20 protein-coding genes are annotated in these 23,495 nt (G+C 71.5%); 9 read left to right on the forward strand and 11 right to left on the reverse strand.

Annotated elements, in window-relative coordinates:
- Positions 1 to 18 precede the first annotated feature (18 nt).
- The 5 genes from EDF42_RS03420 to EDF42_RS03440 all read right to left on the reverse strand — a co-directional run bounded on the left by EDF42_RS03420 (position 19) and on the right by EDF42_RS03440 (position 4,015).
- Positions 19 to 852, reverse strand: coding sequence for a hypothetical protein (locus tag EDF42_RS03420; protein WP_123340967.1), 834 nt, complete (start codon positions 850 to 852; stop codon positions 19 to 21).
- Positions 843 to 1,451, reverse strand: coding sequence for a hypothetical protein (locus EDF42_RS03425; RefSeq protein WP_123340966.1), 609 nt, complete (start codon positions 1,449 to 1,451; stop codon positions 843 to 845). The genes EDF42_RS03420 and EDF42_RS03425 overlap by 10 nt, the downstream gene beginning before the upstream one ends.
- Positions 1,448 to 3,286 carry a WXG100 family type VII secretion target gene (locus EDF42_RS03430; RefSeq protein ID WP_395865028.1) on the reverse strand — a complete coding sequence of 613 codons (1,839 nt, stop codon included), beginning with the start codon at positions 3,284 to 3,286 and terminating at the stop codon, positions 1,448 to 1,450. The genes EDF42_RS03425 and EDF42_RS03430 overlap by 4 nt, the downstream gene beginning before the upstream one ends.
- 2 nt (positions 3,287 to 3,288) lie before the next feature.
- Positions 3,289 to 3,618, reverse strand: a complete 330-nt coding sequence (locus tag EDF42_RS03435; protein WP_123936922.1) for a DUF6507 family protein — start codon at positions 3,616 to 3,618, stop codon at positions 3,289 to 3,291.
- Positions 3,619 to 3,718: 100 nt separating this feature from the next.
- Positions 3,719 to 4,015 (reverse strand): WXG100 family type VII secretion target, encoded by a 297-nt coding sequence (locus tag EDF42_RS03440; protein WP_071404660.1) that lies wholly within the window; start codon positions 4,013 to 4,015, stop codon positions 3,719 to 3,721.
- 107 nt (positions 4,016 to 4,122) lie between these two features.
- Between EDF42_RS03440 and EDF42_RS03445 the strand changes: the two genes are divergently transcribed.
- Positions 4,123 to 8,544, forward strand: coding sequence for an FtsK/SpoIIIE domain-containing protein (locus EDF42_RS03445; RefSeq protein WP_123671456.1), 4,422 nt, complete (start codon positions 4,123 to 4,125; stop codon positions 8,542 to 8,544).
- A gap of 63 nt (positions 8,545 to 8,607) precedes the next feature.
- Here EDF42_RS03445 and EDF42_RS03450 read toward each other — a convergent pair whose 3' ends face one another.
- From EDF42_RS03450 to EDF42_RS03475, 6 genes are all read right to left on the reverse strand, one after another.
- On the reverse strand, positions 8,608 to 9,216 hold the full coding sequence (locus EDF42_RS03450; RefSeq protein WP_123293218.1) for an FHA domain-containing protein: 609 nt from the start codon (positions 9,214 to 9,216) through the stop codon (positions 8,608 to 8,610).
- Positions 9,216 to 9,824 (reverse strand): hypothetical protein, encoded by a 609-nt coding sequence (locus EDF42_RS03455; RefSeq protein WP_111085350.1) that lies wholly within the window; start codon positions 9,822 to 9,824, stop codon positions 9,216 to 9,218. The genes EDF42_RS03450 and EDF42_RS03455 overlap by 1 nt, the downstream gene beginning before the upstream one ends.
- Positions 9,825 to 9,829: 5 nt before the next feature.
- The gene (locus EDF42_RS03460) at positions 9,830 to 10,633 is read right to left on the reverse strand and encodes an oxygenase MpaB family protein (RefSeq protein ID WP_185040743.1); all 804 of its coding nucleotides are present in this window, start codon (positions 10,631 to 10,633) and stop codon (positions 9,830 to 9,832) included.
- Between the two features lie 92 nt (positions 10,634 to 10,725).
- Positions 10,726 to 11,091, reverse strand: a complete 366-nt coding sequence (locus EDF42_RS03465) for a hypothetical protein (RefSeq protein ID WP_123671458.1) — start codon at positions 11,089 to 11,091, stop codon at positions 10,726 to 10,728.
- Between the two features lie 61 nt (positions 11,092 to 11,152).
- Positions 11,153 to 11,446, reverse strand: a complete 294-nt coding sequence (locus EDF42_RS03470; protein WP_123340961.1) for a hypothetical protein — start codon at positions 11,444 to 11,446, stop codon at positions 11,153 to 11,155.
- A 43-nt stretch (positions 11,447 to 11,489) separates the two neighbouring features.
- Positions 11,490 to 11,924, reverse strand: coding sequence for an ester cyclase (locus EDF42_RS03475; RefSeq protein ID WP_123340960.1), 435 nt, complete (start codon positions 11,922 to 11,924; stop codon positions 11,490 to 11,492).
- Positions 11,925 to 12,264: 340 nt separating this feature from the next.
- On the opposite strand from EDF42_RS03475, the gene sucC reads away from it, so the two are divergent.
- The 8 genes from sucC (at position 12,265) to EDF42_RS03515 (ending at position 23,483) form a co-directional block, all read left to right on the forward strand.
- The gene (gene sucC / locus EDF42_RS03480) at positions 12,265 to 13,434 is read left to right on the forward strand and encodes an ADP-forming succinate--CoA ligase subunit beta (RefSeq protein ID WP_123671459.1); all 1,170 of its coding nucleotides are present in this window, start codon (positions 12,265 to 12,267) and stop codon (positions 13,432 to 13,434) included.
- Between the two features lie 11 nt (positions 13,435 to 13,445).
- Positions 13,446 to 14,333, forward strand: a complete 888-nt coding sequence (gene sucD, locus EDF42_RS03485; protein ID WP_123340958.1) for a succinate--CoA ligase subunit alpha — start codon at positions 13,446 to 13,448, stop codon at positions 14,331 to 14,333.
- A 104-nt stretch (positions 14,334 to 14,437) separates the two neighbouring features.
- Positions 14,438 to 16,420 (forward strand): DUF6350 family protein, encoded by a 1,983-nt coding sequence (locus EDF42_RS03490; RefSeq protein WP_123671460.1) that lies wholly within the window; start codon positions 14,438 to 14,440, stop codon positions 16,418 to 16,420.
- A 41-nt stretch (positions 16,421 to 16,461) separates the two neighbouring features.
- Positions 16,462 to 17,055, forward strand: coding sequence for a phosphoribosylglycinamide formyltransferase (gene purN / locus EDF42_RS03495; protein WP_123671461.1), 594 nt, complete (start codon positions 16,462 to 16,464; stop codon positions 17,053 to 17,055).
- Positions 17,052 to 18,686 carry a bifunctional phosphoribosylaminoimidazolecarboxamide formyltransferase/IMP cyclohydrolase gene (purH, locus tag EDF42_RS03500; protein WP_123671462.1) on the forward strand — a complete coding sequence of 545 codons (1,635 nt, stop codon included), beginning with the start codon at positions 17,052 to 17,054 and terminating at the stop codon, positions 18,684 to 18,686. The genes purN and purH overlap by 4 nt, the downstream gene beginning before the upstream one ends.
- Positions 18,687 to 19,292: 606 nt before the next feature.
- Positions 19,293 to 21,101, forward strand: a complete 1,809-nt coding sequence (locus EDF42_RS03505) for an ABC transporter ATP-binding protein (protein WP_123671463.1) — start codon at positions 19,293 to 19,295, stop codon at positions 21,099 to 21,101.
- Positions 21,102 to 21,211: 110 nt separating this feature from the next.
- Positions 21,212 to 23,020 (forward strand): ABC transporter ATP-binding protein, encoded by a 1,809-nt coding sequence (locus EDF42_RS03510; protein ID WP_123671580.1) that lies wholly within the window; start codon positions 21,212 to 21,214, stop codon positions 23,018 to 23,020.
- A 37-nt stretch (positions 23,021 to 23,057) separates the two neighbouring features.
- On the forward strand, positions 23,058 to 23,483 hold the full coding sequence (locus EDF42_RS03515) for a DUF805 domain-containing protein (RefSeq protein ID WP_123671464.1): 426 nt from the start codon (positions 23,058 to 23,060) through the stop codon (positions 23,481 to 23,483).
- Positions 23,484 to 23,495 lie beyond the last annotated feature (12 nt).

The following is a 23,495-nucleotide window of genomic DNA, read 5'->3' on the forward strand; positions in this document are numbered from 1 at the left end:
TCGCGCGCCAGGTCACCATCAGGACACGTGGCTGTCGGGCCGCCCGAGCACCCACGCCTGCTCCGGTGAGGACCGGCGGTCGGTCACGAAGACGGGCAGGGGCACGAGCGATGCGGCCTGGACCCGGACGCGTCCGAGTTCGTCGGCGTCATCCGTGTCGACGAGTACCACGATCCGCTCGGACGCCCGTTCGACGATGACACCGACCGTGCTGATCGCCGCCCCGTCGTACTGTTCGCGGAAGTCGGTCACCGCCGGGTACTGCTCCGGCTTCGGGGCACCGACGACGACGTCGAACCCCGCCGGGAACGGGCTCGCCGCTCGGATGAGTGCCGCCGTCGTCCATGCGTCGAGTTCGAGGGGCATCGTCGGCCCCGCCGCCAGCGTCGACGGGACGCCGGATCGGCCGGCCTGGTCGAGGAGCACCCCCACGGGCAGACCATCCGGTTGCGGGCTGACGACTCCGTCCACGATCACCGCGGGGATCATCGACGTGATCGCCAGGTCGCGGGGTGAGAGCACCGGCGCGCGGTCCCGCGATCCACCGACGATCCGGTCGATGTCCTCGGGCAGCAGGACCTGCTCGTCGGGCTGGCCGGGCTGGAGCAGGAGAGCCACGTCGGCCGGGGTCGCGCGGAGCGCCGACCACAGCGTCGTGTGCAGGAGGACCGCGTCGTCCGGGGCCGCGGCCTGAGCCTGTTGCTGGTCGAGGAACGCGAGCGCGACGGCCTGGGGCGACTCGTCAGCCGGGGCGATGACCGCCGGGACGCCGTCCTCCGTCGCCAGCATCCACAGGTCCGTGTCGACCGCCCGTCGCCAGGCCGTGAGCTCGGCCGGCTCGCTCAGATCCACGGGCCTTCGAGTTCCCGTTGCGCGGGAGTGGCCTTCTTCCGCCAGCCATCGACGATCTTCGTCCATCGGTGCAGTGCCTTGGTGGTCTGCTTCGAGGGCGATGCAGCATCGTCGGTCTCGAAGGAGAGGACCTGGTCGAAGTACCCGGTGTCGCCGTAGCGCGTGAGTGCGGCTCCGGGGCCGATCTGCGAGACGACTTCGGCGCCGCGGGGGAAGGTGAAGAGCCCTTGTGCCATCGAGGGTTCGTTGCGGACATCCACGAGTCGGCCGAGGTCACTCGACCGGATCACAGTGGTCGTCAGCGAGCCGTACGCGAGCAGGCGCGGCGGAGTCCCACCGGCGCGGGTGTCGACGCGCCCGTCGATGTGGTCGTTGAGCAGGAACTGGTGACGTGCGCCGACTCGGACGTCGACTTCGGGGTCGAGCGCGTCGAGGAGCAGCGCCAGGAGTTTCGCCCGTGCGACGAGATCCGGGAGCGTTGCGTCAGGGGACCACCGAGGCGCCGTGCCGTAATCGATGACCAGCCGGCCGTCATCGGAGAACGACCGATCGGCGACCGGTCCCACGACGAGGACGTCCGGGAAGCCCTCGTGGATCATTCGTTGCTCCCGACGAGCGGCTGCGTGTAGGCCACCGCGCGCCACGGTGCGTGCAGGGCTCCGCGCATACCGACCGACTCGGTGATCGACCGAACGCTCGGGTCCATGCCGGAAGGCCCGCCTGCCGGGAACGGCGATGGGCTGTCGGTCGCCATGCCGGAGTGGAAGTACTGCGTTCCACCGCCGGCGCCGAACTGCGGGTTGGCCTGCGCCGTGCCGACGGCGTACGGCTGGTCCGCTCCGATGTGTGCGACTGAGACGTCTTCACGGTACGGGGTCGGGTAGTCGAAGTTCGCGCCGACCTGGGCCGATTCGTGGAACGCGGCGGAGTCACCGCTCGGGGCGTTCGGGATGGCGTAGCTCGCCGACGGGCTCTGCATGCCGGACGGCGTCGAGGCGAACGCGTCGATCTGCGCGTGCGGGCCGGTCACGTTGGTCATCGAGTCGACACCGTAGTAGCCGTCGCCGCCCTGCCACAGCTGGCTGGCCCGGGCCGGATCCGTCCGAGCGATGTCGGACACGTGGGCGTTGTAGGCGCCGCTGACGGTGCGGTTGAAGGCGCGGTCACTCGCGGTGAAAGCGTCGGTGAGGCGCTCGACGATCGGCTTGCCCTGCGACCCCAAGAAGCCGGTGTGCAGCCCCTTCGCCGCATCGACGGCGCTGTGCACCATGTTCGCTGGGGTCAGGTAGCGCACCTGGAGCGCCATGCGCTCGAGTCGCCGCGTCGGGTTTGACGCGAACTGCTTCACCGCCAGCGGAAGCTCCTTGAGCGCCATCACGCCGTAGCGGCCAGCTCCGCTGAGGGTCCGGCCGGCGAGCGCGCCGAGCGATCCGGTCGAGCGGGCGAGCGAGAACGCCTTGCGTGCGTCGCCGGCTGCGGACAGGAGCCGTCCGGCGGTGGTGATCCCCTTCATCCCCGGGATGCAGTCGAGCAACGCGAAGGCGAGGTCCCACCCGTCGGCGGTGCCCTTCGACATCTTGTACAGGGTGTCGGCGAGTACGAGCAGGGCTGCGCCGAGCACGATCCAGGCGAGTGGCCCGCCGATGATCATGACGATGATGCCGCCCACAGCGACGACGACCTTCGCGATGGAGACGATGGTCTCCCACGCCTCGGACCCGAAGATCTTGTCCCACGTGGACTGCTTCCCCAGCCCCGCGTCGGCGGCTTCACCGATCTTCGTCGCGGTCCGCTGCTCCGCGTCCTGCCAGTCACCCTTCGCATCCGCGACGAGCCGCTTCGCTGCGTCGATCCGGGACTGCGCCGCCGCGATGTCGCCCTGCGCGGACGACACGGACCCCTGCGCGACGGCGGCGTTGTCGGACGCGGCCCGCAGCTGCGCCGGCGACGGCACGTCCACCCCGTCCGGCACCTCGGACCCGGCCGGGTACTCGTCCGCGACCTTCGACAGGTCCTTCGACGCCGACTGGTAGTGCGACAGGTTCGACTGCGCATCGGAGAGCCGGTCCTGCGCCGCGGCGAGGTCCCCGGAGGCGTCCTTCGCGTCCGCGAGCGCACCGTCGGCCCGGTACTGGGTGTCATCGACCGTGTCCGCCCACCCCGACAACGCCGTCGCGGCGAGTTCGTACGAGTCGACGAGCTTGGTCAGGTCCGAGGGGGTGTCCTCGATCGCGTCGACGAACACGTCGGCGGCTTCACCCTCCCAGTCGGTCAGCCACCCGGACCCCTTGACCGACTGCAGCCGGGTCGAGGCGTCATCCGCTGCGTCGGAGATGCGCTGGTACTCCCGCGACATCATCCGCAACGTCGACGGATCACCCTTGACCGGATCATCACCCTGATCGACGACATCCCACCCCGACGGCCGCCCCATGACTACTCCGCCCTCGAGGCAGCGGGTCCGCCGCCGCCGTTCTCGTCGTTGACCTGCAGCGCCTGTGCGAGCTGCTCGTCAGTCTCGGTGTAGGTCTCGACGGACGCGCTGAGCATGTCCGCCAGCGCCTTCGTCGAGTCGCTGATCTTGTCGCGCTTGTCGCCCCAGCGGTGGTCGAAGTCGTGCAGGGCGTCCTGCACGGTGCCCGAGCCGATCTCGTCGTCGGACGCATCGACGCGCTTGTGCGCCTGTTCGAGCGTGCTGTGCACGGTCGACAGGTCGGTCTGGAGCTCCCCGAGCCCCATCAGGTCAACGAGCAGTCTCGAAGCCACGGAACAATCCCTCCCCGATCACGAACCGGAAGCCACCGCCACCGGGACCGCGTCGACCCCGTGCCCCACGCGATCGCGGGACACGGGGTCGTCAGCGGTGTCAGCCCTTGAGGCCGGAAGCGAGCGACTCGTCCGTCTCGGACAGGGTCTGCGACGCCTTCGACAGGAACGTCGACAGGCCCTCGAGCCCCTGGACGGTCTGGGTCACGCCACGGTTGAACTCGTCGTAGGACTCGCCGAACGCGACGGACGACTTGTCGGTGACGTAGCCGTCGGAGATGAGCTGCTGGATCTTGCGCTGCAGGGCGGAGAGACGGTCTTCGATGTCCGCCTGACCCGCCTTGAGGTCGGAGGCTGCTGCCTCGAGGTCTGCGTACGAGACGTTGATGTTCGCCACGGTGTGACTCCCTTTCCCCGGAGTTTCGTCATGTCCCCCCAACGGGGCGTGTTGCAGGGGACACTACCATCGTCCTGCGACATGTAGTCAATGCTACGGGGGATGCCATGACCTTCACGTTCACGATGGTCGACCGCGAGAGTGGTCAGACCGCCAACGTCTACGTCGACGGGGACGACACCCGCGCGGTCGGCGAGCTCGTCGCCGAGGCCGAACGCCTCATCGCGACGGACGTCGTGGCCTCCGGACGGACCCCGGCGTACTTCGTCGGCGAGCAGCCGCTCGACCTGGCTGCGACGGTCGCGGAGTCCGGTGTGCGCGAGGGCGTGGTCGTGGCCCGCAGCCTCGAGCAGGTGCCGCCGCAGCCGCTCCGTCCGCTGACCGACGCCGAGATCCGGATCGTCTCGGGCCTGCACGCCGGCACCATCGTGCGGGTGGGCACCGGCACGGTGACGATCGGCACGGCGACGAACGCCACGGTGCGCATCCCGGTGAGCAACACCGCCGAGGTCGAGGCCGAGGCCACCGGGGCCGACACCGTCCCGGAGGTCGCCCTGCTCGTGTCGGTCACGGCCGACGGCGCGAAGGTCCGTCCCGCGAACGGCTTCGCCGGGGCAGTGCTCGACGGTACTGCCGTCACCGAGGAGACCGACTGGCCGGAGACCGCGCAGCTGGCGATCGGCGGGGTCCTGCTCGGCTTCGGTCGGGCGCCGGACCGTGGGGCGCACCTGTCCCTGGCCGACGACGGCATGTCGCTCGAGTACAACCGCCCGCCGCGCATCCTGCCGCCCGACGAGCACACCCGCTACCAGCTGCCGGCCCCGCCGACCGAACCCCCGGCGCGGGCGCTGCCCATCCTGATGGCGCTGGCGCCGATGGGCATGGCCGTGATGTTCGTGTCGACCACCGGTCGCTGGATCTACCTGCTCATCGCCCTTCTGTCGCCGATCCTGATGATCATCACGGGCCTCCAGGGCCGCCGCCAGGGCAAGAAGACGTACCGCCAGCGGATCGTGGAGTACGAGGACACCAAGGCGCGCATCGAGGCGGACGCGACCGAGAGCCTCCAGTCCGAACGGGCACGCTGGATCGCGAGCGCGCCCGACCCGGCTGCCGTCTACGAGACGGCGGTCACGCCGCTGCCGCGCCTGTGGGAGCGGCGCCGCACCGACCCCGACCACCTGCTCGTCCGTGTCGGCACGGCGACGCAGCGGTCCGAGGTGACCATCGAGGACCCGGAACAGCTGTCGCACAAGCGGACCGTCGCGTGGGACGCAACCGACGTGCCGGTCCGGATCCGCCTGGCGGAGCGCGGCGTGATCGGCATCGCCGGTCCGGACGACGACGCCCGACGGCTGGCGAACTGGGTGGTCGCGCAGCTCGCGACGCTGCAGAGCCCGAAGGACGTCACCTTCACGCTGCTCACCGACACCACCCGGACCGCGCTGTGGGAGTGGATGTCCTGGTTGCCGCACGTCCGCCGCGACGGCGCTGACCAGCCGATGACGAGCATCGCCTCGAACGCCGCGACGACCGCGCGGGCCATCGCCGAACTCGCGGCGATCATCGACGCCCGCAAGGAAGCCGGCATCGGCAAGAAGACCCCGCCGGCCGACGAGATCGTCGTCGTGATGGACGGCGCCAGGCGCCTGCGAGCGATGCCGTCGCTCGTGCAGGTGCTGAAGGAGGGGCCGTCGGTCGGGGTGTTCAGCATCTGCCTCGACCTGGACGAGCGGCTCCTGCCCGAGGAGTGCGACGCCGTGGTCGTCGTCCGCGACGACCGGATCCGGGTCACGCAGCAGCGCAGCGAGCGGATCGACGACGCGCGACCCGACCTGGTCGACCAGGACTGGCTCGAGTGGGTCGCCCGGTCGCTGTCGCCGATCGTCGACGCCAGCCCGGACGTGCAGGACGGCGCCATCCCGTCGTCGGCGCGGCTGCTCGACGTGCTCCAGCTCGAACCGCCGACGTCCGAGGCCGTGCAGGCCCGCTGGCTGCTCGGTGGACGCAGCACGACCGCCGTCATCGGCGCCTCGATCGACGGGCCGTTCGCGATCGACCTGCGGAACGACGGTCCGCACGGACTCGTCGCCGGCACGACCGGCTCCGGCAAGTCCGAGTTGCTGCAGACGATCGTCGCGTCGCTCGCCGTCGCGAACCGGCCGGACGAGATGAACTTCGTGCTCGTCGACTACAAGGGCGGTGCGGCGTTCAAGGACTGCGTCGACCTGCCGCACACGGTCGGCATGGTCACCGACCTCGACACCCACCAGGTGGAGCGGGCGCTCGAGTCGCTCGGCGCAGAACTGCGCACCCGCGAGCACGCCCTGGCCGAGGTCGGCGCGAAGGACCTCGAGGACTACCAGGACCTGCAGGCGAAGCGCGCCGCGTCGGGCGACGCGATCCCGAGCCTGCCGCGGCTGCTCATCGTCATCGACGAGTTCGCCTCGCTCGCCCGCGAGCTGCCCGACTTCGTCAAGGGCCTGGTCAACATCGCCCAGCGCGGTCGGTCGCTCGGCATCCACCTCGTGCTCGCCACGCAGCGCCCCGGCGGTGTCGTGTCGCCCGAGATCCGCGCCAACACGAACCTGCGGATCGCCTTGCGCGTCACCGACCAGTCGGAGAGCCAGGACGTCATCGGCGCGAACGACGCCGCGCGGATCGCGAAGGCCACGCCCGGTCGCGCGTACGTGCGGCTCGGCGCGGCCTCGTTGCTGCCCTTCCAGTCCGGTCGGGTGGGCGGGCGTCGGCCCGGCACGGACGACCAGGAGGCCCGGCCCGCCCTGGTCCGCGAACTCACCTTCGCCTCGTACAGCGAACCAGCCCCCCGCCCGGCAGCCGTCGAGGCCGCCGCCAGCGACGTGGAGGTCACCGACCTGAGCGTCCTCGTCGCGTCGATCGGCGACGCCACCCGCGCCCTCGGCACCCCCGAGCAGCGGAAGCCCTGGCTGCCGCCGCTCGGCGCGGTCGTCGGGCTCGACGACGTCGAAGCCGCAGGTGCTACCGGAGCCGCCGCGCTGCCGCCGCTCGCCGTGGCCTGGGGCGTCGAGGACCACCCCGCCGACCAGCAGCAGCGCCCCGCGGTGTTCGACCTCGACGCCGACGGCCACCTGTTCGTCATCGGGTCGCCACGCTCCGGCCGCAGCCAGACGCTCCGCACGCTGGCCGGTGCGATGGCCCTGCGCCTCGGCGTCGGCGACGTGCACATGTACGGGATCGACTGCGGCAACGGCGCCCTGCTCGCGCTCGGGGCCCTGCCGCACTGCGGTGCCGTGGTGCAGCGGCACGAGCCCGACCGGGTCTCGCGGCTGCTCGGCATCCTGCTCCGCACCGTGCAGGAGCGCCAGGCCGCCTTCGCGAGCGGCGGGTACTCGTCCATCGCCGAGCAGCGGTCCGACGAGCACACCACCCCGCTGCCGCACGTCGTCGTGTTCCTGGACCAGTGGGAGAGCTTCATGGCGACCCTGGCGGACGCCGAGAACGGTGCGCTGCACGACGCCGTCCAGACGCTGCTGCGCGAGGGCGTCGGCGTCGGCGTGCACCTGATCGTCTCCGGCGACCGCACGCTGACCTCCGGCCGGATGTCGAGCCAGGTGGAGCGGAAGCTGCTGCTCGCCCTGGCCGACCGCGGCGACTACAACTACGAGGGCATCAACGGCAAGAAGCTGCCGGAGTCGATCCCGCCCGGCCGCGGCTTCCGGAACGCCACCGCGACGGAGACCCAGGTCGCCGTGCTGCCCGGCGGCCTCGGCGGACGCGACCAGGCGGCGGCGATCCGCGGCATCGGCGACGAGGTCCGCGCCCACGTCCCCGCGACCGTGCCGAAGCCGTTCCGGATCGACGTGCTGCCGCGGTCCATCACGTTCGAGGAGGCCGTGCGGTACCTGCCCTCGGCGGACGCCTCGGTCGGCCGGGTCGCGCTCGGCGTCGGCGGCGACGAGCTCCGGCTCTTCACCCACGACTTCGTGCAGGACACCCCGGTGTTCATCGTCGCCGGCAGCCCGCGCTCCGGCAAGAGCACCGCGCTCGTCGCGATGGCCCGGCACGTCCTGTCCGCAGGTGGGTCGGTCGTCGCGGTCACGCCGCGGGACTCCCCGCTCCGGGCACTCGAGGGCGCACCGCGCGTGACCGTGGTCACCGACGGCGGGATCGGGGCCGAGGGCCTCTCCGCCGCGATCGACACCGGCTCGGACGGCTTCACGCTCGTGCTCGTCGACGACGCCGAGGCGCTCAAGGAGACCCCGGCCGAACCGGTGTTCCGGGCGATCATGGACTCCGACCGGGGCCGATCGGTCGGGCTCGTCATCGCCGGCGACGTCGAGGGCGTCGCGAGCGGGTTCCGTGGATGGCAGGTCGACGCGAAGAAGGCCCGTCGCGGAATGCTGCTCGCGCCGCTCAGCACCGTCGACGGCGACCTGATCGGCACGAAGCTGTCGAAGAGCCTGGTGACGCAGGACCGCGTGCCGGGTCGGGCGCTGCTCAACGACGCCGACCAGGCGTTGCGGCTGGTGCAGGTGCCCGCCGACTGACGGGGACGGCGCGGCGGCGCGGGGTCGAGTCGTCGAGCCGTCGAGCCGCCGCGCCGCTCGGCCTCAGCCGAGTGGGGCTTCGCCGACCAGCGCGGTCTGCGGCTCGGCGCGCAGGGTGTGGCCGCCGAACACGACCACGTCGCCCGGCTGCACCACGGTGCGCTGCGCCGGCGGCACCATCGTCGCCGGGAACCCCGGCCGCTGCAGCTCGACCCCGTTCGCCGACGCCGTGTCGAGCACCCAGAGCGACCCCTCGGCACCGAAGCCGAACTCCAGGTGCGTGCGGCTGAGCAGCTTGTCCGGGTCCTCGAGGGCGATCATGTGCGCGTAGCCGCCGTCCGGGTGGGCGCTCGCCGGGTCACGGCCGATGAGCCCGCCACCGGACACGGTGACCCGCTGGTGGTCGTCGAGCACCAGGACGGCCGCCGCGGTCTGCCGGGCCGGAGCCGCGTCGCGGCGAGCCGTGCCACCGGCGGAGCCCAGGGGACGCCCGGGCAGCTGCGCGACGGTCGCCCGCACCCGGTCGGCGCTGGCGCGGGGAGCCGGCGGCGGCGTGACGACCGCGCGGGCGAGTTCGCCGCGCTGCGCCATCCGCGCGAGGTCGTCGACGGTGACCCGCTCGACGACGGGTTCGACGGGCTTCCGACGCTTCCGGAACGGCCAGATCCGCATCAGTCGACCCCGCCACCGACCGTGGCCGAGTCGATGAGCTCGAACGTGTCGGTCACGGTCTCGAACAGTTCGTACAGCGGCTCGGCCAGGTCGGTCGCGGGCGAGGACACGCTCACCAGCGCGACCTGGTCACCCGCCGGCACGAACGTCTGCATGAGCACGACGTCGAACGAGCCGCGGCCGTCCGGCGCCTGCACGGTCGAGACGCCCCAGACGCGCGGCACCCGACCGACGCGCGGGACCTCGTGCACGTCGACGTGCATGCCGTCGTCGTCACCGCCGAGCGCGGCGACGTGGTCGGTCAGGGCGGCGAGCGGGTCGCCGCCGGCCTCGGGAGCGGGCAGGACCGTGACGGTCAGGGCGCCGGAGACGATGCCGTCCTCGCTCGGCTCGGCGAAGGCCGCGCAGTACCGCGCACCGCTGTCCCATGCCGACCGGGCGAACCGACGGAGGGCCCGGACGATCTCGGTGCGGTGGTCCCAGAGCTCGCGCTGGTCCTCGATGCGCTCCTGCACGAGGGCGCTGATCCGGTCGTCGCGGCGCTCCGGCTCGACGGGCAGCTCGAACCAGGAGCGCGGGACCGTGATGGCGAAGTGGTCGACCGACATGCCCGCTACCGTACCGTGGCGTGTCGCCCGGCCGTCCGGCGCATCGCCCGCAGCAGCAGCGGACCCGGCAGCCGCAGCAGGGTCCCGGGCAGGACCGACCGCACCCCGGTGACCACGGCGACCGTCCGCTGGAACCGACGTTGCTCGCGCGGCCCCCACGCGAACCCGTAAGCGGTCCGCAACCGTTCCGGCAGCATCCCGACCGTGACGATCCGGACGAGCGGCATCGCGGCACGCACCCAGAACGGCGCGAAGCGCGGGTGGAGCAGGTCCCGCACCACGCCGCGGGCGTCGTCGGTGACCTCGAGCCGGTCGAGGGCGTCGGCCCAGTACTCGTCGAAGGCGGCCACCGAGGTCGGCCAGCGCTCGGCGGGCACTCGCAGCGTCGTCGCGATCGGGGCGTACGCGGCGAGGACGTCCTCCGCGCGTTCCGCCGTGACGGGCACACCGAACAGGTCGTGCGCCCGACGAGCCGAGTCGAACAGAGTCGCGGCCACCCACAGCTGCCGGTCGACCTCGTCCGCGCCGGTCACGGGCGCGTGGGCCCGGTTCACGAAACCCGCGGCGATCGCGGCGTCCTGCTCCGTACCGGAGACGACGGCGTACACGAACATCAGGGTGTGGGACAGCCGCTGCTGGGGTCGACGGGCGAAGTCCGAGTGCCGGCGGACCCCTGCCGCGACGATCGGGTCGGCGATCTGCAGCAGGATGGCGCGGCCGCCCGCGGCCACGGGTGTGCTGTCACCGAGGAACCGGCGCAGGCTGCGGTCGTGGACGCGACCGGACGACGGACGGGAGGTGGGCCCCACCAGCCGGTTCCGGCGCACCGCGCCAGCGGGGTGACGGCCGTGACTGGAGGGACGTGGCGGGCCCGGCACCGGGCCTCCAGGCCGTGGGGTGGTCACGACGCACCCCGTCGGCGTCGCGCCCGCAGGACGGGGACGAGATCAGCGGCGATCGCCGCGACGAGTGCGGCCGCGCCGGTCACGAGGGCGGCCACCAGGTACGTGCCGTCCACCCGGACGTCGCCGGTCAGGGCGAGCAGGGTGGCGACGAGCCAGATCGCGGGGAGCGGCCAGAGGCGGCTCGGTGCTCCGGTGACGACGGCTCCGACCACCGCGACCGCGAGGAGCGGGGCCCATCGTCCTGCCGGCTCGGACTGCGCGGCGAGGTGTGCGGAGGCCGCGACGAGCAGCATCGCCGCGATCGCCACCAGCCGGGCGGCCGACGGCATGCTGCGGACGCTGGCTCGGAGACGACGGAACACGGCCCGATGCTACGGGCCGTGTTCCGCGGATCGCTGGGGGACGCTGGTCGGGCGGTGCGGATCAGAGCGGCTTGGTGCCGAGGTCGCCCCCCAGGTCCGGGCGGTCCTCGTCGGCGTCGTGCTCCCACAGGTCGGGCGACCCCTCGCGCGGGGAGCCGCCGGTCGGGCCGTCGTCGGTACCGTCACCGGGCTGCGGCTCGACGGTTTCGCCGGCGACCGCGTCGTTCGTCACGGTCTCGAGGGACTCCTCGGACTCGTCCACCTCGTACGGGCCGACGTGCTCGCGGTCGATGTCGTCGTCGCGGCGCTGCTGGGCCTCGAAGTCGTCGACGGGGCTGATGCCGGGATCGCTCATGGTGTCCTCCTGGGTGTGGATGGTGCCGGGTGTCGGATGGTGTTCAGGCGCTGACGAAGTGGACGTCGCCGGAGCCGAGCGCGAGCTGCTCCGCCAGACCCTTCTCGTCGGTCGCGCCCCAGCGTTCGGCGATCTTGCCGTCACGGAACTTCGAGACCTGGATGCCGCGGACCTCGAAGGTGCGACCCGTCGGCGCGTGGCCCTGGAACGGACCGGTGTGGGTGCCGCGGATCGTGAACACCGCGGTGATGTAGTCGTCCGTGACGACGAGCGGGTCGGGCTCGAGCGTGAGGTCCGGGAACGCGGTGGTGAACTCGGTCCAGAAGTCGACGATCCCCGCGAGGCCGGGCTGCTGGTCGGGCGCGGGGTCGTGGTCCACGACGTCCTCGGCCCACACCTCGGGGAAGCGGTCGAAGGCCCGCGCCTCCAGGATCTCGCCGAGTCGTTCCTGTGCCTGCTGGTTCCGTTCCGCGGTCATGCGCGCTCCTTCGTTCGGGCCATCCGGTGGTTCGGGCCTTCCGGTGTACGCCGGGTCGGTGAGAGCGGCGTCCAGGGTGCGCGAGTTCACCTGCGGGACACCTCCCCGTCACGGTGGCCGTGCACACTGCCGGTGCTCGGGGGAGTGGAGCGCGGTCGCCGACGGGTGGTCGAGCGACCGCGCCTTCCCCTGCGTCCCGCGCCGCCCGTTGTCTCGACGTCCATGTCGCCGCGCTAGGCTGCGTGGCGGCCGTTGTCTCGACATCGAGCGACCCTCGATGTGGAGTGCGCGACCGGGAAACCGATGCCGATCGCACGAACCGTGCGGGAAGAAGAACAGCGTGGATCTTTTCGAGTATCAGGCCAGGGACCTCTTCGAGTCCTACGGCGTCCCCGTCCTCCAGGGGATCATCGCCGACACCCCGGAAGAGGCGAGAGCGGCGGCCGAGAAGATCGGTGGCGTCGTGGTCGTGAAGGCCCAGGTGAAGGTCGGCGGGCGCGGCAAGGCTGGCGGCGTCAAGGTCGCGAAGACCCCCGACGAGGCGTTCGAGCACGCCCAGGCGATCCTCGGCCTCGACATCAAGGGCCACACCGTGCAGCGCGTCATGATCGCCCAGGGCGCGGACATCGCCGAGGAGTTCTACTTCTCCGTGCTGCTCGACCGGGCCAACCGCTCCTACCTCTCGCTCACCAGCGTCGAGGGCGGCATGGAGATCGAGCAGCTCGCAGTCGAGAAGCCCGAGGCGCTCGCCCGCGTCGAGGTCGACCCGCTCACCGGGATCGACGCGGCCGCCGGTCGCGCGATCGCCGAGCAGGCCGGGTTCCCGGCGGAGCTCGTCGACCAGGTGGCCGACGTCTTCTCGAAGCTCTACGACGTCTACAAGGGCGAGGACGCCACGCTCGTCGAGGTGAACCCCCTCGTCCGCACCGGCGACGGCCAGATCCTGGCGCTCGACGGCAAGGTCTCGCTCGACGAGAACGCCGACTTCCGCCACCCCGCGCACAAGGACCTCGAGGACTCCGCCAGCGAGGACCCGCTCGAGGCCAAGGCGAAGGCCCACGGCCTGAACTACGTCAAGCTCGACGGCCAGGTCGGCGTCATCGGCAACGGTGCTGGCCTCGTCATGTCGACGCTCGACGTCGTCGCCTACGCCGGTGAGCGCCACGGCGGCGTGAAGCCAGCGAACTTCCTCGACATCGGCGGCGGCGCCTCGGCCGAGGTCATGGCCAACGGCCTCGACGTCATCCTCGGCGACCCGCAGGTGAAGAGCGTCTTCGTGAACGTCTTCGGCGGCATCACCGCCTGCGACGCCGTCGCGAACGGCATCGTCGCCGCCCTCGGGATCCTCGGCGACGCGGCCACCAAGCCGCTCGTCGTGCGCCTCGACGGCAACAACGTGGAAGAGGGCCGACGGATCCTGGCGGAGGCAGCGCACCCGCTCGTCACCGTCGCCGCGACCATGGACGACGCGGCCGAGCAGGCCGCCGAACTCGCCGCTGCCGCGGCCTGAAGGGACTGACCATGTCGATCTTCCTCAACAAGGACTCCAAGGTCATCGTCCAGGGCATCACCGGCGGCGAGGGCACCAAGCACACCGCCCTCATGCTCAAGGCCGGCACCCAGGTCGTCGGTGGCGTCAACGCCCGCAAGGCCGGCACCACCGTCACCCACGGTGACGTGTCGCTGCCCGTCTTCGGCACCGTGCGCGAGGCCATCGACACCACCGGTGCCGACGTCTCCATCGTCTTCGTGCCGCCGGCCTTCGCCAAGGACGCCGTGCTCGAGGCCATCGATGCCGCGATCCCGCTCGTCGTCGTCATCACCGAGGGCATCCCGGTGCAGGACGCCGCCGAGTTCTGGGCACACGCCAAGGCGCTCGGCGGGACGACCCGCATCATCGGCCCGAACTGCCCCGGCATCATCACCCCGGGGGAGTCGCTCGTCGGCATCACCCCGGCGACGATCACCGGCAAGGGCCCGATCGGCCTCGTCTCGAAGTCGGGCACCCTGACCTACCAGATGATGTACGAGCTGCGGGACCTGGGCTTCTCGACCGCCATCGGCATCGGCGGCGACCCGGTCATCGGGACGACGCACATCGACGCGCTCGCCGCGTTCGAGGCCGACCCCGAGACCGAGGCCATCGTGATGATCGGTGAGATCGGTGGCGACGCCGAGGAGCGCGCAGCCGAGTTCATCAAGGCGCACGTCACGAAGCCGGTCGTCGGGTACGTCGCGGGCTTCACCGCCCCCGAGGGCAAGACGATGGGCCACGCCGGAGCGATCGTGTCCGGTTCCGCCGGCACCGCCGAGGCGAAGAAGCAGGCGCTCGAGGCTGCCGGCGTGAAGGTCGGCAAGACGCCGTCCGAGACCGCTGCGCTGCTGCGCGAGGTCGTCGCCGCCCGCTAGCGACCATCGCCCGGCAGATGGTCGGGACGAAGCCGGGAGGCTCGGTGCGGGTTCCGCGCCGAGCCTCCCGTCGTTCGGGGGTCGGCTCACGTATCCTCGCTGCGATGAACCGCCTGGGAACCGCTCTGCTCGCCGCGATCGAGGCGGTCGTGACGGTCGGCGTCGGCATCGGGATCGCACTGGTCCCGCTCACGCTGCTGTGGGGCTTCGAGTACGGCCTGCAGATCGACTGGGACGTGTTCTGGAAGGCCACCGGCAGCGTCTGGCTCGTCGGCCACGGCGTCGACGTCTCGTTCCTGCTCGGGTCCGCGCTGGCGAAGAGCTCCGGGGTCAGCGGTGCCGCCGACCCCATCCACGTGACGCTCGCGGCGCTCGGCTTCGCGGTCGTGACCGCCTGGCTCGGCGCCCGTGCCGGTCGACGCTTCGCGGAGACCGAGCACCGCACCACCGGCCTGCTGGTCGGGACGGCGGTCGTCGCGGCGCTCGGCCTGGGCGTCGCGCTGTCGTCGACCTCCGCCGCCACGCAGCCGACGATCTGGCAGGCGGTGGTCCTGCCCGCACTGTGGTTCGGGATCCCGGCGCTCATCAGCTCGGAGGTCTGCCGACGACGGCGCGACCTGCCGGCGGACCCCGCCACCCAGCGTGTGCTCGACCTGCTCGACCGCGTGCCCGCGCTCTGGCGTGCGATCGCCGGGTTCGGTCTCCGTGCCGGGACCGCCGCCACCGGAGTCGTCGTCGCGTTCGCCGGGGTCGTCGTCGCGTTCCTGCTCTTCACCTCGTTCGCCGAGGTCATCACCCTGTACGAGCAGTCCCACGCCGGCGTGATCGGTGGCATCGCCCTCACCGTCGGGCAGCTCGCGTTCCTGCCGGACTTCGTCGGGTGGGCGACGTCGTGGCTGATCGGCCCCGGGTTCGCCATCGGCACCGGTTCGAGCGTGTCCCCGATCGCCACGACCCTCGGACCGATCCCCGGACTGCCGGTGTTCGGCGCACTGCCGACCTCGGGCCACACCTTCGGCCTGGTCTGGATCCTGGTACCGGTGATCGCCGGCTTCGCGATCGGCGGCTCGATGCGCCCGCGACTCGTCCGTGCGCTGGGGAACGCCGACTCCGCACTCCACCGAGCGCTCGCCGGTGTCGCGACGGGCATCGTCGCCGGCGCCCTGACCGGGTTGATCGCCTGGGTGTCGTCGGGTTCGTTCGGCCCCGGACGACTGGCCGACGTCGGCCCGCACGCCCTGGTGGTGGGTGGGTTCGCCGCGCTCGAGATCGGCCTGCCGGCGGTCATCGCCCTCGCCGCGGGCAGCGACCTCGTCCGACTGCCGGACCGGGGCTGGACGCGGGAGCGCTGGACCGAGGCGGACGACGACGACGCGGACCGGAACGGAGCCGATGTCGGGACGGGATCCCTGCTCGCCGCGCTCGACCAGGCCGGCGCGGGACGGACGACCGACGTGCACCGGTTCGTGGTCGAGGAGTCGCACGACGGGTCGACCGCTGCCAGCTCGCGCGCCGCTGTGGCCAGCCCGACGGAACCGATCGCCGACGAACCGGTCGCGCCTGCGCCCATCGCAACGCCTCGGACGCCCCCGCGCGACCCGGACCACGACGTGGAACTGCCGGCCTGGGCCAAGACCGACGCCGTCGCTTCGGAGCGCCTGGCCGACGAGGGCCCGAGCGAGCCCCGCTCGTCGGGGCGTGCCGCGATGGGTGCCCTGCGCGATCGACTGCACGGTGTCGCCGACGGTGTGCGCGAGCGGGCCGGTGGACTCCGCGACCGCGCCGGTGGACTCCGCGACCGCGTGACCGGTGCCGACGCCGTAGCCGAGCAGCAGCGCCCCGCGTCCGCTCCGGAACGGCCCGCCACGTCGACGTCCACGCCCGACCACACCGACGCGCAGCCGGCGTTCCCGTGGAGCACCGAGGAGTTCGTCGCCGGACGGGACGACGTCGACGACGAACCGGCCGCACCCGAGGCCCCCGCCGCCGCTCCCACCCAGGCGGCCCGTCCGACGAACTGGGACGTCACCGACCAGATCCCCGACGAGGAGCTGCCCTGGTGGCGCCGCCCGAAGGACGATCGTTAGCGCCGACGTCACGACGCGCGGGTCCCGGTAGGGTTGGTGCCGTGCTCGAACTGGTCGTCCTGATCTCCGGTACCGGGTCGAACCTCCGAGCCCTGCTCGAAGCGACCTTCGACGCCGAGTACCCCGCCCGTGTCGTCGCCATCGGTGCCGACCGCGATGCCGAGGGTCTCGGTCTGGGCGAGGAGTTCTCGATCCCGACCTTCACGGTGCCGTTCTCCCGCTTCGACTCGCGCGCGGCCTGGGGCGACGAGCTCGCCGAGCAGATCCGCCCGTGGTCGCCCGACCTGCTCGTGCTCTCCGGCCTGATGCGCCTGCTGCCCCCGGCCGTGGTGTCCGAGTTCGCCCCGGGCATCATCAACACCCACCCGGCGTACCTGCCCGAGTTCCCCGGCGCCCACGGCGTGCGGGACGCCCTGGCAGCCGGAGTCACCGAGACCGGCGCGAGCGTCATCGCGGTCGACGACGGCGTCGACGCCGGCCCGATCCTGGCCCAGGAGCGCGTCCCCGTGCTGCCGGGCGACTCCGAGTCGACGCTGCACGACCGCATCAAGCCGGTCGAGCGCCGCCTGCTCATCCAGACCATCCTCGACATCGCCAACGGCACCACCGACCTGAAGGGCACCCCGAGCGCATGAGCGTGCACGCAGCCGACCCCAGCCTCTACCGCGACCGTGACGTGGTGCCGGTCCGCCGGGCACTCATCTCGGTGAGCGACAAGTCCGGCCTGCTCGAGCTCGCCGGCGCCCTCGCCGAGTCGGGTGTCGAGATCGTGTCGACGGGGTCCACCGCCCAGACGATCCGTGACGCCGGGTACGCCGTCACCGACGTCGCGAGCGTCACCGGGTTCCCGGAGTCGCTCGACGGCCGGGTCAAGACGCTGCACCCCTCGGTGCACGCCGGTCTGCTCGCCGACCTGCGCCTCGAGTCGCACGAGCAGCAGCTCGCCGACCTCGGGATCGCGGCGTTCGAGCTCGTCGTCGTGAACCTGTACCCGTTCGTCGAGACGGTGGCCTCTGGTGCCGACACCGCGACCGTGGTCGAGAACGTCGACATCGGCGGCCCCGCGATGGTCCGTGCGTCGGCGAAGAACCACCCGAACGTCGCGATCGTCGTCTCGCCGTCGTCCTACGCCGAGGTCGTCGAGGCCGTCCGCGCCGGCGGCACCTCGCTCGAGCTCCGCAAGCGTCTGGCGGCCCAGGCGTTCGCGCACACCGCGGCGTACGACACCGCGGTGGCGTCCTACTTCGCCAGCGACGTCGTGGCGGCCGCTGCGGCGCCGACGACCAGCGGCGACATCCAGACGCCCGGCGCCTTCGACGAGCACCTCGGCTTCACCGCCGACCTGTCGGCCACGCTCCGCTACGGCGAGAACGCGCACCAGGCAGCCGCGCTGTACACGAGCACCGACGGCGCCGGCATCGCGCAGGCGACGCAGCTGCACGGCAAGGAGATGTCGTACAACAACTACGTCGACGCCGACGCGGCCGTCCGTGCGGCGTTCGACTTCGACACCCCCGCCGTCGCGATCATCAAGCACGCCAACCCGTGCGGCATCGCGATCGCCCCGGCGGACGCCGCCGACCCGATCGCCTCGGCCCACGCCGCCGCGCACGCCTGCGACCCGCTGTCGGCGTTCGGTGGGGTCATCGCCGCGAACCGTCCGGTCACCGTGGCGATGGCCGAGACCGTGAAGGACATCTTCACCGAGGTCGTCGTCGCCCCGGGCTTCGACCCCGAGGCGCTCGAGATCCTGTCGCGCAAGAAGAACATCCGCCTGCTCACGCTGCCGGCCGACTTCGCCCTGGCGCCGCGCGAGGTCAAGCAGATCTCCGGCGGCTTCCTGGTGCAGGACGCCGACCGCTTCACGGCGTTCGACCAGTCCACGTGGACCCTGGTCGCCGGCGAGCCCGCCGACGACCAGACCCTCGCCGACCTGGCCTTCGCGTGGAAGGCGAGCCGTTCGGTCAAGTCGAACGCCATCCTGCTGGCGAACCAGGGTGCGAGCGTCGGGGTCGGCATGGGCCAGGTCAACCGGGTGGACTCGTGCCACCTCGCGGTGAACCGTGCCGGTGACCGCGCGACCGGCAGTGTCGCGGCGTCCGATGCGTTCTTCCCGTTCGCCGACGGCCTGCAGGTGCTGCTCGACGCCGGTGTGCGCGCGGTGGCCCAGCCCGGTGGCAGCGTCCGCGACGACGAGGTCATCGCCGCGGCGACGGCCGCGGGCGTCACGATGTACTTCACGGGCGAGCGCCACTTCTTCCACTGATGCGAGCACTGAGGCGAGCACTGAGGCGAGCACTGAGGCGAGCACCACTTCGTCCACTGCAGTGAACAAATCGCGGCACCCTATTGCGCGCTGAGAGTCACTGTGAATAGTCTGTAAGGCTCCGCGACAGGCAGCCGACGGTCCCTCGGGACCGGTGGCACCGCGGACACAACGGTGACGAAGACGACGACTGGAGTGACGATGGACAACATGACCGGAACCGTGGCGACGGCCGCCCGTGCAGGTCTCGTGTCCGTCGTGGGGACCACTCCCGCACGGCGATCCCTGATCGCACCGCGACCGCGCGTCGCGGCCGCCGTCTAGCCAGGCCGTTCCCACGGCCTCGCGGCGCCGCACGACCAGCGTCCGCGAACCACCCGCCTGAACCCGGGGGACGAGTGTCTCCCGGTGCCCTCCGGCCCGACCGACGTCACGCGAGTGACGGCGGAGGCGCGACCACGCGCTCGGCCGATGATCACCACGCAACGCCACACCGAGCCTCCAGGTCGAGGCCGCGCACGCACCGCACGCCAGCAGCACGCAAGCAGCAGGCGGCCAGGGCGCAGCGCGACCCGGGGACCCGGCAGACGCATGAGGACGCAACGCATGTCCAAGTCGCCCACCACGGCGCGCCCGTCCACCTTCCGCGCGATCGCGCGGATCTACCCCTACGTGAAGCCCTACCAGGGGCGCCTCATCGGCGGCATGGCCGCAGCGATGGGAGCCTCCTTGGTGGCGCTCGCAATCCCCTACGTCCTGCAGTGGCTCGTCGACGGCCCGCTGTCATCGAAGGACGGCGCACAGATCTGGCCCGCCGGCCTCGGTGTGCTCGCCCTCGGTGTGCTCGAGGCGTTCTTCATCGCCTCGCGCCGCCGGATGGTGATGCGGCCCTCGACGCGGATCGAGGCCAGCATGCGGAACTCGCTGTACGCGAAGCTGCAGGACCTGCCCGTCGCGTTCCACGACCGGTGGGAGTCGGGGCAGCTGCTGTCCCGTTCCGTGTCGGATCTGTCGTTGATCCGCCGCTGGCTGGCCTTCGGTGTCGTCCTGCTCGTCGTGAACGTCGTGACGATCGTCGTCGGCTTCGTCGTGCTGTTCACCTTCGGGTGGCTGCTCGGGCTGATCTTCCTGATCGCGTCGATCCCGCTGTGGATCAACGGGCTGCTGTTCGAGCGTCGGTACTCCGTCGTCGCGCGCCGCAGCCAGGACCAGGTCGGTGACCTCGCGACGAGCGTCGAGCAGTCGGTGCACGGCATCCGCGTGCTCAAGGCGTTCGGCCGCGGCGGGTCGAAGCTCGAGGAGTTCAGCGAGCAGGCCGAAGCCCTGCGTGGCACGGAGATCAAGAAGGCGAAGGCCATCGCGAGCATCTGGCTGTGGCTGCTGCTCGTGCCGGACGTCGCGTTCGCGCTGTGCCTGCTCGCCGGCATCTGGCTGGCGTCGCAGGGCGAGATGACCGTCGGTCAGCTGTTCGCGTTCTTCGCGACGGCGACCGTGCTGCGGTTCCCGATCGAGTCGATCGGCTTCCTGCTCTCGATGACGTTCGACACCCGCACGGCGGTCGACCGCTTCTTCGAGGTCATGGACTCCGAGAACACCATCACGGACCCGAAGGACCCGAAGACGATCGCGGAGCCGCACGGTGCACTGTCGTTCAACGGCGTGCACTTCCGGTACCAGGACTCCGCGCCGCAGTACCCGGACCTGATCAACGGCGTCGAGCTGCAGCTGCAGCCGGGCGAGACCATGGCGCTCGTCGGGCTCACGGGCTGCGGCAAAACGACGCTGCTCTCGCTGGTGCCGCGCCTGTACGACGTGACCGGCGGATCGGTGACGATCGACGGGGTCGACATCCGCGACCTCACCCGCGAGGAACTGCGCCGGCACGTCGGCGTCGCCTTCGAGGACGCCACCCTGTTCTCGTCGACCGTGCGTGAGAACGTGCTGCTCGGTCGACCGGACGTGCAGGGTGCCGAGGCCGAGGCACTCATGCGCGAGGCACTCGACATCGCGCAGGCGTCCTTCGTGGACGACCTGCCCGACGGCGTGGACACCCGGGTGGGCGAAGAGGGGCTTTCGCTGTCCGGTGGACAGCGACAGCGTCTGGCGCTGGCCCGTGCGATCGCCGCGCGGCCGTCGGTGTTGGTCCTCGACGACCCGCTGTCGGCGCTCGACGTCGACACCGAGGCGCGGGTCGAGGCCGGCCTCCGCCGCGTCCTCGCCGAGACGACGTCGCTCATCGTGGCGCACCGTCCGTCGACGGTGACGCTGGCCGACCGGGTCGCCCTGATGGAGAACGGCGTCGTCACCGCCGTCGGGACCCACCACGACCTGATGGCCACCAACGAGCACTACCGCTACGTCATCTCGTCGCTCGACGACGACGACGCGACCGCACGACAGGAGGCGATGGCATGAGCCAGCAAGAGAAGAACCTTCCGCTCGACACGTCGGCCGGGCCGGGAGGCGCGGATCCCGTCGTCGACGACATCGCCGACGCGCAGTCTGCCGCGCCCGTCACCGCCTCGATCACCACCCTGGGCGTGCGCGGCGAGGAGCGCGAGGACTTCACCAAGGCGGAGAGCAAGCGCCTGCGGCGTCGCTCCCTCGCCCTGCTCGGTTCCCTCGCGGCCCCGCTGAAGCTCCGCCTGGTGCTGCTCGGGATCGTCGTCGTGGTCTCCACGGCGGGCACCGTCGCGGGTCCGGCGCTCATCGCGTGGGGCATCGACAACGCCCTGCCCGCCGTGATGGACCAGAACGACTGGGTGCCGGCGTTCGGCGTCGTCGCGACGTACATCGTCGTGGCCGTCCTCGGCGCGGTGCTCACCGCCTGGTACACCGTGCTCGCCGCACGGATCAGCCAGGCGATCCTGTTCGACCTGCGCAAGCGGGTGTTCCTGCACACGCAGCGGCTGTCGCTCGAGTTCCACGAGACCTACACGTCCGGCCGGATCATCTCCCGCCAGACGAGTGACCTCGACTCGATCCGCGAGCTGCTCGACTCCGGCCTGAACCAGCTCATCCAGGGCGTGCTGTACATGGTGTTCACCGCCGTGGCCCTGGTGCTGCTCGACCCGACGTCCGGGCTCGTGCTCGCGGTGTCGCTGGTGCCGCTCTGGTTCCTGATCCGCTGGTTCCAGAAGAACTCGCAGACGCTGTTCCGCGCCACCCGCGTCACCTCGGCGCGCGTGATCGTGCACTTCGTCGAGACGATGACGGGCATCCGCGCCGTGCAGGCGTTCCGCAAGGAGTCCCGCAACAAGGACGAGTACGGCGGCTTCGTCGAGGACTACCGGCTGGCGAACACGAAGGTGTTCAACCTGTTCGGGACGTTCGACCCGGTGCTCGTGCTCATCGGCAACGCAACGCTCGCCGCGGTCGTCATCGTCGGCGGGTTCCGGATCGTCGGCGGGACGCTCGAGGTCGGTGCGCTGCTCGCAGTCGCGCTGTACGCCAAGCGCTTCTTCGACCCGGCGCAGGAGCTCGCGATGTTCTACAACGGGTACCAGTCGGCCTCGGCGGCGATGGAGAAGATCTCCGGCGTCCTCGAGGAACGACCGAGCGTGCCGGACCCCGTGAAGCCGACCAAGCTGGCCGACGCCACGGGCAAGATGGACTTCGACGAGGTCGTGTTCGCGTACAACGCGGGCAAGGTCGTCCTGCCGGAGTTCGACCTGCACATCCCGTCCGGGCAGACCATCGCGCTCGTCGGGTCCACCGGCGCCGGCAAGTCGACGCTCGCCAAGCTGATGGCGCGCTTCTACGACCCGTCGCACGGTTCCGTGCGGCTCGACGGCGTGGACCTGCGCGACCTCGACACGAAGGACATGCGCCGCGCGATCGTCATGGTCACGCAGGAGGCGTACCTGTTCTCCGGCACGGTCGCGGACAACATCGCGCTCGGCAAGCCGGGGGCCTCCCGCGCCGAGATCGAGGCGTCCGCCAAGGCGGTCGGCGCGCACGAGTTCATCATGGCGCTCCCCGACGGGTACGACACCGACGTGAACAAGCGTGGCGGTCGTGTCTCGGCGGGACAGCGGCAGCTGCTCTCGTTCGCGCGGGCGTTCATCGCGGACCCGAAGGTGCTCATCCTCGACGAGGCCACGGCGTCGCTCGACATCCCCTCGGAGCGGCTGGTGCAGGAAGGGCTCGAGACCCTGCTCGCCGACCGCACCGCGGTGATCATCGCGCACCGCCTGTCCACGGTCGCGATCGCCCACCGCGTGCTCGTGATGGAACACGGGAAGATCGTCGAGGACGGCACCCCCGCCGACCTCATCTCGGGTACCGGGCGGTTCGCCCAGCTGCACGCGGCCTGGCGCGACTCGCTCGTGTAGGACGCAGCCGGGCTGCACCACGTGGTTGGCTTGCTCCATGAGCAACGACAGCGTGCAGCCCGGCGGCGTCGCCCTGCGCGACCCCTTCTACGGCGCACCCTTCACCGAGGCCGTCCGGCGGTTCTGGCGGAAGTACACCGTGTTCACCGGACGGGCCTCGCGTGCCGAGTTCTGGTGGTGGTGGATCACGTCGCTCGCGATCGGACTGGTGCTGCAGCTCGTCCCGCAGGCGTTCACGCCGGACACCGCGCTGTTCGAGAACCCCGTCGGGTCCTACCTGTTCGTCCTCTGGGGTCTCGCGACCCTGATCGGGTCGCTCGCCCTCGGCGCCCGACGGCTGCACGACGCCGGTCTGTCCGGCTTCTGGCAGTTCCTGCACGTCGTGCCCGGCATCGGCTCGCTCGTCGTGTACGTGCTGTGCCTGATCCCGACCAGCCCGAAGGGCGAGCGCTTCGAGCGCTGACCTCCGGCGGAC

Origin of the sequence: Curtobacterium sp. PhB172 (assembly GCF_003752545.1) — a bacterium.
Taxonomy (GTDB): domain Bacteria; phylum Actinomycetota; class Actinomycetes; order Actinomycetales; family Microbacteriaceae; genus Curtobacterium.

Bases quoted from the DNA above. Each gene is read 5' to 3' on its own strand.
- EDF42_RS03425 (WP_123340966.1), bottom strand. From the start codon at position 1,451: ATGATCCACGAGGGCTTCCCGGACGTCCTCGTCGTGGGACCGGTCGCC.
- EDF42_RS03430 (WP_395865028.1), bottom strand. From the start codon at position 3,286: ATGGGGCGGCCGTCGGGGTGGGATGTCGTCGATCAGGGTGATGATCCG.
- EDF42_RS03445 (WP_123671456.1), top strand. From the start codon at position 4,123: ATGACCTTCACGTTCACGATGGTCGACCGCGAGAGTGGTCAGACCGCC.
- EDF42_RS03450 (WP_123293218.1), bottom strand. From the start codon at position 9,216: ATGCGGATCTGGCCGTTCCGGAAGCGTCGGAAGCCCGTCGAACCCGTC.
- EDF42_RS03455 (WP_111085350.1), bottom strand. From the start codon at position 9,824: ATGTCGGTCGACCACTTCGCCATCACGGTCCCGCGCTCCTGGTTCGAG.
- EDF42_RS03470 (WP_123340961.1), bottom strand. From the start codon at position 11,446: ATGAGCGATCCCGGCATCAGCCCCGTCGACGACTTCGAGGCCCAGCAG.
- EDF42_RS03475 (WP_123340960.1), bottom strand. From the start codon at position 11,924: ATGACCGCGGAACGGAACCAGCAGGCACAGGAACGACTCGGCGAGATC.
- sucD (WP_123340958.1), top strand. From the start codon at position 13,446: ATGTCGATCTTCCTCAACAAGGACTCCAAGGTCATCGTCCAGGGCATC.
- EDF42_RS03490 (WP_123671460.1), top strand. From the start codon at position 14,438: ATGAACCGCCTGGGAACCGCTCTGCTCGCCGCGATCGAGGCGGTCGTG.
- purH (WP_123671462.1), top strand. From the start codon at position 17,052: ATGAGCGTGCACGCAGCCGACCCCAGCCTCTACCGCGACCGTGACGTG.
- EDF42_RS03505 (WP_123671463.1), top strand. From the start codon at position 19,293: ATGTCCAAGTCGCCCACCACGGCGCGCCCGTCCACCTTCCGCGCGATC.
- EDF42_RS03515 (WP_123671464.1), top strand. From the start codon at position 23,058: ATGAGCAACGACAGCGTGCAGCCCGGCGGCGTCGCCCTGCGCGACCCC.